We start from the raw sequence: 16,349 nt of genomic DNA on the forward strand, positions 1-16,349 counted from the left end.
ACTTATACATATCAACACTTGTAAACGGGCAGTTTGGATAATTCCTTTACTGTTAGCCGTTCAAGATAGATAGGCTATCATTTTCAGCAGATTTTATATTACGTTATAACAATTATTGATTTTATCTTTTCGCAAACTTTGGCGGTCTCTGCCCGCCAGAGATGTGATTTTTCCCCATCAAGTTTCAATCCGGCTTTATCCTGAAAACTCGTGACTTGTTCATTCGTTGTTTCCCGAAGCCATTTCCCTTAGCTTGCCGTTTTTGCTGGCGGAATATGCCGTTGCAACACCAATAAGGCAATTGTAACAATAAACATCGAGAAAGCTAACAAACCGAAATAACCGAGCGAGCCGCTATAGGTGATAATGGGAGCACCGCCGAAGGCTGCTGCTATTGCCCCTACGCGGCCGAACATCAAAGCCCCTGACGTTCCTGTCGCACGTATTTTTGTTGGATAGATATAGGCACAAAGAGCATACATGGTCGATTGAACAGCATTGACGAAAAATCCGTGCAATCCCAACAGTATAATCAACAATAGCAGGTGGCTTGACATATCAAAAAATTCGACTGCCAAAGCACTTAACGCGCCGCCTGCACTACACAGAATTAACGGGCTATAAGATCCGAATTTGGTAATGAACCAGGAACAAACAAGTGCCCCGATAACGCCGCCGAAATTATAGACTGTCAAACCCGACCGCGCTACATCCTGCGATATATCAACCGAGGCCAGCATTGTCGGCAACCAGCTGAAAGCAGCATAAACGGATGCCAGACAAAAGAAAAATGCACACCAGAGCGCGGATGTATCGCGTGCCATATTATCACGAAAAATCGCTCCATAACCGGCACGTTTTGTAGGCTCCTGTTCACCCTTATCGGTGAACGTCGTATTGTCATCCACCATCTGCCCCATTTTTTTCAATATGCGCCGCAATTCCGGCCACCTTTCGGGATGTCCGACAAGATATTTGGGCGTTTCGGGAGTAGCAAAGATACAAAAAATCAACAGTGCAATCGGCATTGCACCACCGATCAGAAACATCATTCTCCAACCGAAATCGGGCATGATGACTTCGGCAAAAAAACCTGCAACAACACCGCCTAAAGGAACGCAAACAATCGTGGCAGTGACCACCATTGTCCGATAACGTTGGGGTGTAAATTCGGCTGCAATTGTCGTCGCAATCGGTAGAGCGCCACCGATGCCTATCCCCGCTATGAAACGAAAGATAGCAATTCCAAGAATGCTATTTTGCGTCGCAACCAGAGACGTAAACAGACCGAATGTCAACATATAGCCGATAAGTGCACGTTTACGGCCGAAATAGTCGGCAAATATACCCGTTATTGCGCCGACACTCGATCCGAAAACACCGGCAACCACGCTCGGCATGAATTCGTTTTTGGTCAATCCCCACTCACGCATCAAAGCCGGTGCTGCATAACCTATCAACTGGGAATCAAACCCGTCCAGAATGACCGCCAGAGCTGCGAAAACTACAATCAGCCTTTGATATAATGTAAAAGGCATATGGTCCAATGTTGTACTGATATCCAATGCCGGTTTCGGATTGTTACCTTCTGCCATTTTTTCCTCCCGAATGACATGTAACGGCAAACCGGATTTTTGTTTTTATATATTGATCTGCCGTCTTCTCCCGTTTTTCTTCTATTTGCGCATTCGCGACCGGATAGGCTCCCACAAACCGGTCGCAGCACTACTTGAAATTAGGCATAAAACCGCCGTTCAACGCGTAAATCAAAGCGGGTAACGGCGACGTTCTGTCTCCATGGTCAACCAGCGCAAATCGGTAAATTCATGAACCCCTGCTTGTCCGCCAAACCGGCCGAAGCCGCTTGCTTTCACGCCGCCAAAAGGTGCCTGTGGTTCGTCATCGACGGTGGCACCATTGATATGGCATATTCCCGACTTGATGCGTTTTGCCAGTCGATAGCCTTTTGCCGTGTCGCGAGTGAAAATTGCTGATGATAGCCCGTATTCGCTGTCATTGGCGAGAGAAACGGCGTGCTCGTCATCTCTTGCTCTGATAATCGCCTTAACCGGTCCGAATGTTTCTTCGTGATAAATACCCATCGAGGAAACCACATTATCCAGCAAGGTCGCCGGCATTAATGTTGTTTCCGATTTCCCCCCGCATAACAGTTTGGCACCTTTGGAAAGTGCATCATCAATCAAACGATTACAATGAACGACTGTCACCATATCATAAACCGGACCAAGATTGACATTGTCTTTACGCGGATCGCCAATGGTCAGTTTTTTCACTCTCTCGACCAATTTGCCAAGAAATGTGGCGGCTACGCTCTCGACAACTATGATGCGCTCTGTCGACATACAGATTTGTCCGGAATTCATGAATGCACCAAAAACGGTAGCATCGACAGCAGCGTCAATATCGGCATCTTCCAGTATCAGGATCGGAGCTTTTCCACCCAGTTCGAGAACACACGGTTTAAGGCTTCGTGCACAATGGGAAGCGATAATGCGTCCGACTTTTGTCGAACCGGTGAAATTTACCCTGCGCACATCAGGTGCACAAACGAGCTTTTCTACGAATACCGCCGCTTCATCGGGAGCATTGGTCACATAATTGACGACACCTTTGGCAAAACCCGCTTCGGCAAGACAGTCAACAATCAATGCATGAGTGCGTGGACAGGCTTCCGAGCCTTTCAAAATCACACTATTGCCGCAGGCAAGTGGTACGGCGATTGCTCTTGATCCAAGAATGATCGGCGCATTCCACGGTGCAATGCCAACAACGACTCCCGCCGGCTGACGCACTGCCAGAGAAAGTTGACCGGCTGTATTGGAAGACAGTACCTCTCCCGTTGCGGCTGTAACAATGGACGCCGCTTCCTGAAAAACAGCGGCTCCCAATGCAACGTTAAAACCGGCCCAAACTTCCGATGCACCGGTTTCTGCTGCCATTGCAGAAATGAAATCATCTTTTTTGGCAAGCATAATTTCGGCAGCGCGTTGTAAAAGTCTTTGCCGTTCCTGTGGTGTTGATTGCGACCAGTCTTCAAATGCTCTCGATGCCGCATCGACCACCTCTACAATGTCCTCGATCCGGGCAGCAGCCGCAACGGATACGACTTCTCCATCAACCGGATTCTTTCGTGTAAAGGTTTTATCACCTTTGGCTTTGCGATGTTTTCCATCAATAAAAAGATGAACATTTTCCATGAATAACCGCCTGTCTTTGTTAAGCTTCGTTAAACTTCATATGCGAACCGTTATGATCTATTGTTCATACCGGCTCATTTTTTATATCGGATACGACAACCTCGAATAATGTCGATGAAGATGAGGCCGTTGCATCTTGCAATTCCCGTTCCAATTCCGCGCAATCGACGATGCGTTTTGCATTGATACCGAAGCCTTTGGCCAATGCCACAAAGTCAATCCCCGAAAGGGTCGTGCCGACCACTTTTTCGTGCTTTTTAAACCCGAATTCGGGTGCAAATTCTTCCAATGCCGCATAGCTTCCGTTCCGCAAAACAATCCATGTAATGGATAATTTCTGAATGGCCGCGGTCCACAAACTCTGAACGGAATAAAGTGCCGAGCCGTCACCGATAATGGCGATGATCTTTTTATCCGGTAATGCCAAGGCTGTCCCGACAGCCGCCGGCATTCCGTAACCCAGTCCGCCGCTCTCCATCGTCAAAAATTGTCCCGGCTTTGATATTGGCAAAAATTTCTGTATGAGACTGCGCGCACTTGGTGCTTCTTCAACAATGAGCCAATCCTCGTTTTCCAAACCGTGCAATGTCTGGAGCACGTAAGCGGTCGTCAAAGGGGTAGATGACGATAGGCTGTTTGATGATAATCGGGGATTGGACGATAATCGGGGCTTTGCCGCCCCCCCTGTTCGGGGCAACTGTTTTGTCTGGTGTTTTTCTTTTTCAACCGGTTTTGAAACAGCTAAAAGATCCTCCAACGCCAAACGGACATTGCTCACAATACTTGTCCCTGTCGGTGTCCACGATGCTGTCAAAGGATTGTCGACAATCTGGAAAAGTTCGGATTGTTCGGGAATGAAAGGGCCAAAACCTTCAACATGATAAATAAAAGCGCCCGCTCCCAATACAATGATAAGATCGTGATGCCCCAATATTTCGACAATTTTTTCACGTCGTGCAGGAAGAAAACCGTTGAACAGATAGTGATCTTCCGGAAAACTGCAGCGGCCGCTCATCGGAGCCACGTAAATCTGCGCCTGATGATGTTCAGCCAATTTGACAAGCAAATCCGAAGCCTTTGCACGATCAACGCCACCGCCGACAACAAATGCCGGGCATTTGCTTTCTTCGAGTGCACGAGACAGTGCTACAATGGCGTCTACTGAGGGTCTTTGCGAGTAGAACATCCTGTGTTCGGCGAGCGGCTTTGTCTGTCTATCCCAATCGTCAACCGGAACCGATACGAGAACGGGCCCTCGCGGCTCCGTCATAGCGATGTTGAAAGCGCGCTGGATTGCTAAAGGCACATCTTCCGCACGAGCCGGTTCTATCGCCCATTTGACATAAGGTTCGGCCAATTGGGTCGGCCGGACAGAAGCAAGAAAGGGTTCAAACGGCAATATAGAACGGGCTTGTTGTCCGGCAGTAATAATCATCGGTGTCTGGTTTTTATAGGCGGTAAAAATATTTCCCATTGCATTGCCTACACCCGCAGCCGAATGCAGATTAACCAATGACGCTTTGCCGGTGGCTTGCGCAAAACCGTCTGCCATACCCACCACTGTGGCTTCCTGAAGCCCCAGAATATAACGGAAATGATCGGGAAAATTTCTGAACATGGGCAATTCCGTCGAACCGGGATTGCCGAAAATTGTATCAACACCAATGGTCGCGAAAAAGTCGAACACGGCATCTCTGACGGTATAACTCTTGTCCCTTCCGGAACTGTGGCATCGCTTTATCACTTTTTCCCTCCCGAATAAAAAGACTCTACGTCATTAAAAACTTGGGTCATTGTTAACTTGGGGCATTGAAAACTTGGGTCATTGTTAACTTGGGCCGCTGATAACTTGGAAAATCGCGGCAACGACGTGAGATCACCAAGGCAATAAGTTTTAAGAACGCGCTGCAATGTAACTTGAGTTAAAACGATCGGTATCCTTGTTGTTGATGTTGATATGCTTGTCTTCATTAAAGGCAGCCGGAATGCCGTATCAGAGCAATCATTGTGCTTCTGTTTGTCCCAATCTTGCTCTTCCCAATAAGGCAAGGTCGGATAAAGCACGGCATTTTATGGCCATTTCATGCAAATAAAATTCGGATTGCGAACGTAACTGTGCCGGTATATCGCCTCTGGCAATCAGCCTTGCAGCTATCCATCCGAGCGCGGCTCTACCGGTCAGACGGAGGAATGCATCTGCCCCTGCCTCGCCATCCTCATCGTCCAGCGACGCCAGTTTTTGCGCCGTAATCTTGAGAAGATCGAGACCGCTTTGATAATTGTTTGCAAGGTTTGAAGGCAATGCACCGGTCAACTCGTAGGCTTTATCGAGAAACACTTTAAGCCCTTTGCCCTGATCGCGGCCTTTGAGACGACGTTTCAACAAATCCAGCGCCTGAATTCCGCTTGTTCCCTCGAAGATTGACAGCACGCGTGAATCCCGCAATGCCTGTTCAACCGGCCATTCACCGGTATATCCGGCACCGCCCAGAACCTGTATTGCGGTGCTTGCCACCTGAAAACCGATGTCGGCACCCAGGGTTTTTACGACAGGCAACAAAAATTGCGTAAACAAGTGACTTTGTTCCCGTTGTGCCTCATCTGAACTCGAAAGGGAGAGATCTGTGTGATTGGCGATTGAAAAAATCAAACCCCGCATGAGATTGGTGTTTGCTGCCATCTCCATCAGCATACGTTTTACATCTACATGCTGATAAATCGCGACCGGTGGCTTGTCAGCCGGTCCGCCCTGCTTGCGTTCAAAACTATAATTCAGTGCGGTATCATAAGCTGCCGAGGCTATAGCCGTTCCCATCACACCCACCGACAAACGCATATTTGCTATCATTACAAAGATTTGCGATAGGCCTTGCCCCGTTTTGCCAAGCAATATTGCTTCCGATTTTTCAAAACTGATGACACATGTCGGCGAACCATGGAGCCCCATTTTTTCTTCGACACGTTGAATGGTGACGCCATTTCCCGCGGCCTGTCCATTCTGGTTCACCTCAAGGCGATCGGGAACCAGAAACAGACTGATACCCGGAACACCTTTTTCATCATAGGAATAGGCAAGGAGGCAATGTCCTATCTTTTCTGCGAGATCGTGGTCGCCATAACTGATCCAGCATTTCTCGCCGGTGATACGCCAGCTTCCATCGGGCTGTTTTTCGGCCTTTGTGCGCATACGCCTTACATCGGAGCCGGCATCCGGTTCCGATATACAAATTGTTGCCCCCCATCTGCCGCTAACAAGATTTGGTAGCCAATCTTTTCTGGTCTTTTCATCTCCCCAATGAGAAATGAGTTTTACTGCCGATATTTGAGGAACCGGCAACATACCAAAAGCCGGTGAAGACCTGTCGAAAATACCTTGAATAGCTGCCCAAAGTGCTAAAGGAGCCTCTTGCCCGCCATAGAGTTCAGGCTTGCCGAGAAGTGTCCATCCGGCCTCGACAAACTGTTTCCACGCCTCTTTATGCCCATCGACTGTAACAACGCGGCCGTTTACGAGTTTTGCGCCCACAATATCCATAGTGTGATTTAATGGCGACAAAACACCGTCTGCAAACCGTGCGGCCTCGCTTAAAAGCGTATTTTGCATCGACGCCATTTCGCTAAAATGGGGCGAAAGCTCAAGAACTTTTTGCCAATCATCGGAACAGTGTAAAAGACAATCCAGAAGTTCCGGTTGCAATCGTGGAATGCGGGCACGCTGTGATACCATTTTACATGCCCTCTCTTATCTCGATCAGAGCATCAAGTGCGATGGCTCCCTGACCTTTGTCGTAAACCACCACGGGGTTCAGATCTATTTCTGTGATTTCCGGTGTGGCACGCATGATCCCGGCCAGTTGTAATATCAGGTTGATAACGCTATCTTTGTCCTTTTCTGGCGAACCGCGAAACCCGTTCAGCAGTTGAATGCATTTCAAGCTATTCAATGCCTCTATAATTTCCTTTCGACCGACATCAACCGGAATAAGGCAACTGTCGTGATAAAGCTCTGCTGTTACCCCGCCCGCTCCGACAAGGATAACCGGCCCCCATTGCGGATCACGTTTGGCACCGACAATGAGTTCAATTCCCTTCTCCCCCATTTTTTCAATCAACACACCTTCAATGTTCACATCAGGGCGATGACGGGCGACATTGGCGTGCAACTTTTGCCAGGCTTGCCGTAAATCGTCAGCATTATGAATATTGATAACAACACCGCCTGCATCGCTTTTATGCGGAAGAGCTTCCGACTGCGCTTTTATGACAACCGGAAAACCCAATTTTTCGGCAACGACAAGAGCGTCTTCCAATGAACTAACCAGCGCACCGTCCGGAAAGTTTATGCCCACCAACGAGAGATGTTCTTTTGAACGATATTCGGCGATAATCCCTGAGCCCTTCGCCCTGTCAAACCGGATCGGTTTTAGCGTTTCATCAGCCACTGACCGTTCAAAGTCGGCGTGATTGGTAACCAATGCCAAAGCCCGAATTGCTCTGTCGGGTGAACTGAAATAGGAAGCGCCATTTTTCCGGAGTGCATGGATAAAATGCTGAGGCACCGGAGCGCCGTCATCAAGACCGGCAAAAACGATAGGGCAATGCGGTTTTATGTTTTCGAGTGCCGAAATGATTTCCGGATATTTGATTTCACAAGTTTCATGGTCTGTCTGGATGAGCGGTAAAAAAATCGCATTAATATGATCGTCTTTGTTCAATGCATTAATCACACGCCCATAGATCGCCGGTTCGACCAGACCTTGAGCGGTAAGATCGACCGGATTTGAAAGAGCCACAAAAGAAGGTAAAACCGAACGCAGTTCCGCATGCTGTTTTTCATCAAGCTTCAGGAGCCGTAAACCGACCTCTTTACAAAGATCGAGCGCCAAAGCTTTATATGCCCCCGATTCAGTGACAATAACAGCGCCTCCCTGTTTGAACGTACCATAGCGGCTCAAGAGATCACACACATCGATCAATTCTTCCAGATCATCAACCTGCAATACACCTGCGCGCTTGACCATAACTTTCATCAAATCATAATCACCGGCCATTGCACCGGTATGTGTCGCGGCAGATTGCCGTGCTTCCGCACTTTTGCCGGGATGAAGAAGAACAATGGTTTTGCCGGAAGCCTGCATCTGTCGGGCAATGGACAAGAACAATTCAGGCTTGCGAAATTGTTCGACAATCATCGCGACAATGCCGACATCTTCTTCGTTCATAAGCGAATGAAGAAAATCTTCGACTGTATTGACTGCTTCATTTCCTGAAGAAATTGCGTAAGAGAGCGGAATGTCACGTGCCGTCAAGGATACGCTTAAAACTGCCGACATTGCCCCGCTTTGCGAAACAATGGCAACCTTTCTGCCGAACTTCTCTTTCATCAGCGGTGCTTTGATAAAAGTGAGTGGCGAATGATGATCGAAATTGATGATGCCAAGACAGTTCGGCCCATTGACGACCATACCGTTTTCGCGTGCTATCTGGGCGATTTGGCGTTGTTGGGCTAGCCCCTCTTCTCCGTCTTCGGCAAAACCTGCCGAAAAGATAACCACGCCTTTGGTTTTCCTTGCTGCCAACGCCTCCATTGTTGAAAGAACCGATTGACGCGGAATAGCCAAAACGGCCGCATCAATCGCTTCCGGCAGATCATTAATGTTGCGATAGCAATGATGCCCGTTAATTTCATCATATTTCGGGTTTACAAGATAGATTTCGCCCTTGAAATGATGTTTTTTCAAATTTTCCAGCACAGAAAATCCGAGTGCGCCGGAATTAGGTGACGCACCGATAATAACAATGGATTTCGGGTGCAAAAGGCAATCGAGCGTGAAATGCTCGTTGCGATCATTGATAGCGGCCATTTTCTCCTCCAAATCCCGCTCATTAAGGCTTAACCAGCCCTATCGCAATTCAAATGCTGCCTATGAAAGCATATCGCTCTTCCCTACAATATGCTTGTCGAGGTCTATTTATTCCGGTTATATGCACCAAGCCCCGGCTTATAGGTTTTTTCGTCGAGAAACTGCTTCATCCCTTCCTTGCGTCCTTCATTATCAAACGAATTAGCAGCCTCCTGCATATGAACGAGATAGTCTTCCGCCTCGTCATAATCCATATTTCCCACACGACGGATTGCATCTTTCGTCGCTTTCAACGCAGTGGGATTTTTTGCCAAAAGTACTTTGCAAACTTCTTCCACCCGTTCTTTCAATTTGTTTAAAGGAACAGATTCATTGACCAATCCCCAATCCGCGGCCTTTTTGCCATCGACCAGCTCTCCGGTCATGGCGTGATACATAGCATGACGGAAACTAAGCAATTCAACAGCCACTTTTGTCGCACCGCCACCCGGCAAAATACCCCAATTGATTTCCGACAGGCCGAACTTTGCTTCATCTGCCGCAAATGCAAGGTCACAGGCAAAAAGCGGGCCATAACCGCCACCAAAACACCAGCCATTGACCATTGCAATTGTCGGCTTCTGATACCACCGCAGCCTTCTCCACCATCCGTAACTTTCGCGTTGCGACTGTCTGATACCTTTTAATCCCTGCGCTTCCGTATCACGAAAATATTCTTGCAAATCCATGCCCGCTGTCCACGCCGAACCTTCGCCTGTCAGGACCAGAACGCCCACATCCTCGCGAAACTCCAATTCGTCGAGAACGCTCATCATTTTGCGGTTCAAAGCCGGACTCATAGCGTTTCGTTTTTCCGGTCTGTCAAAAGATACCCAGGCGATCTTATTGACAACTTCAAATTTAACGATATCTGACATATTGCTTCCTCCTCTTTATATGTATAACCGGTCATTTGACGGGCTATAAATAATTGCTATGTTTCATAGCAGTTAAAAACCGAACTGACAAGGAACGAATTCGTGATGAAACAGGAAGACGAAAAACCGGATGAGCTACAAAATCCCATCGGAGGTCTTTTCGGCTACCGGCTGAGGCGCATATCGGCTGACGACATGGCATATCTGGGAAGAAGTTTGACAGCATTGGATATATCCACTGTAGCGGCCTCGGTCTTAATGATGATTCATGCAAATAACGGTGCAACACAATCCGAAGTCGGTCATTGTCTTGGCATAAAGCGCGCAAATATGGCTCCTCTCACCACCCATCTTGAAGAAAAGGGCTGGATCAAAAAAACGCCCCTCAATGGGCGTTCCTATGGCTTGGAAGTAACCGATGCCGGAAATTCTCTTTGCACACAGATTCTGCTGGAAATGAAGAAAACCGACGCAATAATATTGCGAAATCTGACGGATGAAGAAAAAAGAATTTTCGATCAGTTACTCGACAAAATTATTCATTGATGCGCCAATAATATTTCATCCCTCTTGCCTTTCAATGAAGTGATGGGGAAGATATTTCTTGGAAGATCGGGGCGTTTTATTCATCAAGCCGATGGGAATATCTTCATATCCCGATATTATCGTTTTTCCTGCCGACAAAACAAAACATACGGTTCTTATATTGATAGCCTGAAAACGCAGTAGTGCCCTATTTTTTTCGCCGCGCACATCGTATCCAAATCGTGTCAATCCCGTTCAAAATCGGGCGAATATGACTCCAATTCAATTGATATTCAAATATAAACATTTCTTTATATCCTGTTGACGGCTTCTTTATCTTGTGTCAAATGGTAAGTGTCGTGGTTCTCTATTTTTTTAAAAATGGAGCTAAGAGGGAATTCGGTGAAGAAATTTCAAATGCCGAAGCTGCCCCCGCAACTGTGAACGGCGAGCCGATATTGATAAAACCACTGGAATTATTTCCGGGAAGGTAGATAAAGGTGTTGACCTGTAAGCCAGGAGACCTGCCGCGACAAATATTGTCCACGGGCGGGGTGTCCCGGTTAGGTGCTTATGGAGATCGGTCGATCTCTTGGGTATCTTCGTGCCCTTCGCTCCCTTATCAAGGGTAGTAAAATGACTTCACAAATAATCAAATCGGCATCATTGGGGTTTCCCCGCATGGGTGCCAAACGGGAACTGAAAACAGCTCTCGAACAGTTCTGGAAAGGCAATATTTCCAAGGATGACTTGTTAAAAACCGCCGCTGATTTAAGAAAAAGGCATTGGAAACTGCAAAAAGACAAAGGAATTGACGTTATACCGTCGAATGATTTTTCTTTGTATGACCATGTCCTTGATACAGCTATTATGGTTGGCGCCATTCCTGCCGAATATAAGGCCAATGGCGAAAATAAAGATATTTTGGAAACCTATTTTGCAATGGCACGCGGCCGCGAAGGCAACAATGATTGCGGGTGCGGAAATCGTCACATTGACAGTGATATAAAGGCACTGGAAATGACAAAGTGGTTTGATACGAATTATCATTATATCGTACCTGAAATAAACGCCAAACAAAGCTTCAAGCTCCAATCGGAGAAACTTATAACAGAGTTTCTCGAAGCAAAGGCTGAAGGCATTGTGACAAGGCCGGTTCTTCTGGGACCCGTAACTTTTCTACTGCTCGCGAAATGCCGTGAAGATGACATTGAACCATTATCATTGCTCTCCCGACTCCTGCCGGTCTATCAGGATGTTCTGGCGCAGTTGAAATCTGTCGGTTGTCCTTGGGTGCAAATGGATGAACCTATCCTCGTGACTGAACTCAATGCCAATCAGAAATCTGCCTTTGACTATGCTTATAAAATTCTTGGCGACGCAGAAAAATTCCCTCGCATAATGCTGACCAGTTATTTTGGAGATGTCGGAGATAACCTTGAAACTGTTTTGTCTTTGCCGGTTAAGGGCTATCACATTGATCTCGTTCGCGGAAAAAAACAGCTTGATGCCTTTGTCTCGCATATCCGGCCTAACCAAACACTTTCGCTCGGTGTCATTGACGGGCGTAACATCTGGCGCAGCGATCTTAATGCTTTGATTGACCGACTCAAACCGGTTGTTGGTAAACTGGGAACAGAGCGCATTCAGATTGCCACATCCTGTTCGCTACTTCATGTTCCCATTGATCTTGATCTTGAAGTCAATCTCGATGACGAGTTGAAATCATGGCTTTCCTTTGCCAGCCAGAAACTTGATGAACTCCATATTCTTTGTCAGGCATTATCGGGCAATGCGGCCGCTGTCACCGGAAGGCTCGCCGCCAATAAAGCTGCATTAAAGGGAAGAAAATCATCAAAACGCATCCGCAATAACCTTGTTCAAAAACAGCTTGAAAATGTCAAAAAAGATAGAGCGCGGCGCGCATCTCCCTACTCGACAAGGCATGAAAAACAAAAAGCCATTCTGAATTTGCCTCTTTTTCCAACGACAACAATCGGATCCTTTCCCCAATCGGCTGATGTTCGCAAAGCCCGTTCCGATTATACAAAGGGAATAATTGATAAAACAACTTACGAGAGCTTTATTACCAGGCGGATAGGCGAAGCGATCAAGTGGCAGGAAGAGGTAGGGCTTGATGTTCTCGTGCATGGTGAATTTGAACGCAACGACATGGTTCAATATTTTGGCGAACAATTGGAAGGCTTTGCTTTTACCAGACACGGATGGGTACAAAGTTATGGCTCCCGTTGCGTCCGTCCCCCTATCATTTTCGGGGATGTTTCCCGACCGAGGCCGATGACAGTCAAATGGTGGCAAGTCGCACAATCGTTTACCTCGAAGATTGTCAAAGGCATGTTGACGGGGCCTGTCACCATTCTGAATTGGTCATTCGTCCGCGACGATCAACCGCGAGAAGATACGTGTCGGCAAATTGCCTTGGCAATTCGCAATGAAGTCGAAGATCTTGAAAAGGCTGGTGCAAAAATAATCCAGATTGATGAGGCAGCGTTACGGGAAGGATTGCCGTTCAAAGAAAAGGACAAAGCTTATTATCTTGAATGGGCTGTTGAATGCTTTCGCTTAACTCAAAGTACGGTGAAAGACACGACCGAAATCCATACCCATATGTGCTATTCCGAGTTCAATGACATCATTACCGCAATTGCCGATATGGATGCGGATGTTATCTCTATTGAAACTTCACGCTCCAAAATGGAGCTTCTCGATGTCTTCAAGCAATTCAAATATCCCAATGAAATCGGTCCCGGTGTCTATGACATCCATTCGCCGCGAGTCCCTTCGACAGAAGAAATTCTTGAGCTTCTCGGATATGCGCTGCAACGTTTGGAGGCCAAACAGCTTTGGGTCAATCCCGATTGCGGCTTAAAGACGCGCCAATGGGAGGAAGTGAAGCCCGCCATCGCAAATATGGTTGCCGCTGCCAAAACGTTGAGAAAGACTGTTAGCGTTTAATCGGAAGCACAAAAAGGTTTGGCACTTCGAGTAATGCCAAGCCTCAAACCATGTCAGTCTATGTATTTAAAAATATAGGAGCACCGATCCAATCGCATCGGTGTTCCGGCTTTTTATTTGGAACGTTACAGAGACAAACACACATTTCCGCATTGTGTCTTTGGAGCACCCCATCCTTTGGACTGCCCATCCAATGGCTTCGACCTTGATTGTTTGATCTGTTAGACCTGCAACAATAGGACAGTGTCCGAAATGCCGGACATCTGCGTCAAGCACTTCGGCGCAAAATGTCTTTGCCAAGTTCGTCACGTTCATCATCGGCTACAATCACGCGCAAATTGATGTTGCTAATAAAAAGTTTTTCAATTGCGCAACAAGAGTTTTCGACAGATGGCCATAGCTTCGGCAAGAATGGTCCGAGGTTACAGTTTATAGGAAAAATGTTTATTTTAAAACAATCGAGCTAAAGTCATAAAAGCTGAAAGCAGTTTTCAAGCGAGAGACAGGTTTCCAAACCACTATTATAATGGCAGGAAAGGAGGCATATGTTCACGGAAATATATGGCCTTCAGCATATTTGACAGCCTTGCCGCCAATGCGAGCAGAAACGAGTTTTCCATTTTCCACATACCATTCGAGCCGGATTTTCGATACCCGCATCATTTCCATACCCTGTTCGAGCCAAATATTTTTCTTGCCATCCAACGGGTTATCAAATTGCTGGACGACACCGCAAAAAGCCGACGCAGCCGAGCCGGTAGCAGCATCTTCCGTGCCGTCAGGGCGGAACATGCGCACATGAAAAGCGCTCTGGAAAAGCCTTGTTTCCCGACTATAGAGGTAGAATGACGGAGTTTTCACATTCAGCCTGTCAAAATTTTGCGCAATATAAACAGGATCAGGCAGTGCACTGGCAACCGTTTTAAGATTGCGAAGAGGAACAAAGAAAAATGGTACGCCGGCTGTCCAAAGAGAGGGAATGTGGTTTTCAAAACCTATTTCCTTGCTTTCGAGACCGAAGGCTGCTGCAAAAATTTCTTTGGGAATGTCAAGCGGGAGCTGTTCGGGGAGTTTGGGCAGGTCGAATTCGGCGAAAGCTGCTTTTTCACTCAAATCAACCACCGCACGGATAATTCCGACTTTTTCCTCAAGAATAATAAGTGAATCATTGCGGCCATTGTTTTTTATTTTTTTCCGTGCAAGAGACACGGCGGCTCCGACAGTCGGATGACCGGCAAATGACATTTCTCCATCAGGTTTGAAAATTCGCAAATTGGCGACATGTTTTTCATCTTTCGGCGGATTGACGAAAACAGTTTCCGACAAATTGAATTCACGCGCGATAGACTGCATCTGCTCATCTGTCAAACCGGCCGCTTCGTGAACGATTGCCACCGGATTTCCCGATAGAACCGAGTCACTGAACACGTCGTAAATTTCAAAAAAACGGCCTTTATCCTCCACCCTGACAAATCCTTTTTCAATGCAGATCTACGATATTGAAACCTTATCCTGTTTATGATTAGGACGAAACAGATCGACCTGTAAAGTTTCTTTATATCAAAAAAGAAAGGATGCAGCCACCCGACTGCATCCCGATCTTCTGTTATCAGCATTTTGCGACAAAATCCGTCAGCCGACAGAATTTCGTTCGTCCGCTTTGAAATTTAAAAAAATTACTTGCTGTCAGCGTTCAAAACCAGCTTGGAAACGCCGACGGCAATATTGGCTCCCTCATGAGCTTCAACACTCACCGGCTGCAACGAGAAAGCCTTGTTATCGCCAACGAGTAAATTGGCTCCGCCGCCAACTCCGGCTGCCACATCAACACCTACGCCTTCATATTTGCCGACAAGAATTCCAGCCTTATATGCATCTTTACTTGCTGCCAAAACCATCCACGACAATTGGCCGGCGCCGGCTTTACCAATATCAATGCCGAGTTGTTCGATTTTGCCGACATATTTGTCGGTTTGGGCGCCTTTGTCATTCGGTTGGAAAACGCAAGTCAATTTTTCAGTCGCTTTGAAAATATGTCCCTCAGCGCCTTGTCCGGTACATACAAGCATACCGACTGTAACCTTATCATCGGCAGATGCGCTATTGATGCTCAAAATAGCACTTCCGGCAGCAACCCCGGCAATAACAATATTTCTTAAAAAATGTGACATTATGATTGTTCCTTCTCTACTAACTTTTCTCAATTTGGCGTATATTATAGAAAATACAAGTCAGCCTCTGCAAAGTTTTGCAAAGTAGAATTGAATTCTTATTACTTTCGATATGAAAAGTGATCGGAATTACCAGTCTTGCTGAAGAGTTTATAAATTTAAATGAGAAAGCCCATGTTTTGCCGCTTGCAAAAATCGTTTGTTCTACCAATCCTTGCAACAATAATCTTTCCAGTGCCGGTTCAGGCTGTAGAACTCAACAACCCTCTCGCACCAATTGCCCGCCCTCAGAATGCCCCTCTGCCTCACGCCCATTACGGTGTGCCAAGACCGAACCGCAATTATAAACCGGAACAGACAAATCCCGGCGGGCCAACATATAAATTGGATACCGGCCCTGATATTAACCATCAACAATGGTGTAGCGACCGTTATAGAAGTTATCGTTCGTCAGACGATACTTATGTCGATCGTGGTGGCGTGCGACAAACTTGCAAATCGCCTTTCCCTAAATAAAACATTTTTATAAACGGGACGCGCTTTCATAGTCGATCTATCCGGCGGTTGGTCGTTAACCTATCCGCCGCGCAAGATGATCGTTATGATAATCACTAATATTTTGTTCGTCTGCCAAACTCGATCAAACGGCAATTGCAAAAGAAGCGCGCCACGTCGACC

The 16,349-nt window shown here is 46.8% G+C and carries 11 protein-coding genes and 1 riboswitch; of the genes, 3 read left to right on the forward strand and 8 right to left on the reverse strand.

What is annotated here, in order from left to right; all coding sequences use genetic code 11:
• Positions 1-248: 248 nt before the first annotated feature.
• From GQS64_RS08700 to GQS64_RS08725, 6 genes are all read right to left on the reverse strand, one after another.
• The gene (locus tag GQS64_RS08700; RefSeq protein WP_198231285.1) at positions 249-1,595 is read right to left on the reverse strand and encodes an MFS transporter; all 1,347 of its coding nucleotides are present in this window, start codon (positions 1,593-1,595) and stop codon (positions 249-251) included.
• Between the two features lie 171 nt (positions 1,596-1,766).
• The gene (locus GQS64_RS08705) at positions 1,767-3,218 is read right to left on the reverse strand and encodes an aldehyde dehydrogenase (RefSeq protein WP_198231286.1); all 1,452 of its coding nucleotides are present in this window, start codon (positions 3,216-3,218) and stop codon (positions 1,767-1,769) included.
• Positions 3,219-3,282: 64 nt separating this feature from the next.
• Positions 3,283-4,962, reverse strand: a complete 1,680-nt coding sequence (mdlC, locus tag GQS64_RS08710; protein ID WP_198231287.1) for a benzoylformate decarboxylase — start codon at positions 4,960-4,962, stop codon at positions 3,283-3,285.
• 258 nt (positions 4,963-5,220) lie between these two features.
• Entirely contained in the window at positions 5,221-6,945 is a 1,725-nt protein-coding gene (locus GQS64_RS08715) for an acyl-CoA dehydrogenase family protein (RefSeq protein ID WP_198231288.1), read from the reverse strand.
• Position 6,946: 1 nt separating this feature from the next.
• Positions 6,947-9,082 (reverse strand): acetate--CoA ligase family protein, encoded by a 2,136-nt coding sequence (locus GQS64_RS08720; RefSeq protein WP_198231289.1) that lies wholly within the window; start codon positions 9,080-9,082, stop codon positions 6,947-6,949.
• 104 nt (positions 9,083-9,186) lie between these two features.
• Positions 9,187-9,999 (reverse strand): p-hydroxycinnamoyl CoA hydratase/lyase, encoded by an 813-nt coding sequence (locus tag GQS64_RS08725; RefSeq protein ID WP_077992684.1) that lies wholly within the window; start codon positions 9,997-9,999, stop codon positions 9,187-9,189.
• 105 nt (positions 10,000-10,104) lie between these two features.
• On the opposite strand from GQS64_RS08725, the gene GQS64_RS08730 reads away from it, so the two are divergent.
• Both GQS64_RS08730 and metE read left to right on the forward strand, forming a co-directional pair.
• Complete coding sequence (locus GQS64_RS08730) at positions 10,105-10,545, forward strand: MarR family winged helix-turn-helix transcriptional regulator (RefSeq protein WP_246798538.1); 441 nt, start codon at positions 10,105-10,107, stop codon at positions 10,543-10,545.
• Positions 10,546-10,867: 322 nt separating this feature from the next.
• Positions 10,868-11,071, forward strand: a riboswitch (cobalamin riboswitch).
• 89 nt (positions 11,072-11,160) lie between these two features.
• Positions 11,161-13,500, forward strand: a complete 2,340-nt coding sequence (gene metE, locus GQS64_RS08735; protein ID WP_198231291.1) for a 5-methyltetrahydropteroyltriglutamate--homocysteine S-methyltransferase — start codon at positions 11,161-11,163, stop codon at positions 13,498-13,500.
• 549 nt (positions 13,501-14,049) lie between these two features.
• Here the strand turns inward: metE and GQS64_RS08740 are convergent.
• Entirely contained in the window at positions 14,050-14,964 is a 915-nt protein-coding gene (locus tag GQS64_RS08740; RefSeq protein WP_198231292.1) for a PhzF family phenazine biosynthesis protein, read from the reverse strand.
• 212 nt (positions 14,965-15,176) lie between these two features.
• Positions 15,177-15,671: a DUF992 domain-containing protein gene (locus GQS64_RS08745; protein WP_077992705.1), complete on the reverse strand. Its 495-nt coding sequence runs from the start codon at positions 15,669-15,671 to the stop codon at positions 15,177-15,179.
• A 162-nt stretch (positions 15,672-15,833) separates the two neighbouring features.
• Between GQS64_RS08745 and GQS64_RS08750 the strand changes: the two genes are divergently transcribed.
• Positions 15,834-16,187, forward strand: coding sequence for a BA14K family protein (locus GQS64_RS08750; protein WP_198231293.1), 354 nt, complete (start codon positions 15,834-15,836; stop codon positions 16,185-16,187).
• Positions 16,188-16,349: the final 162 nt, after the last annotated feature.

Origin of the sequence: Bartonella sp. P0282, assembly GCF_048452985.1 — a bacterium.
Taxonomy (GTDB): domain Bacteria; phylum Pseudomonadota; class Alphaproteobacteria; order Rhizobiales; family Rhizobiaceae; genus Bartonella; species Bartonella choladocola.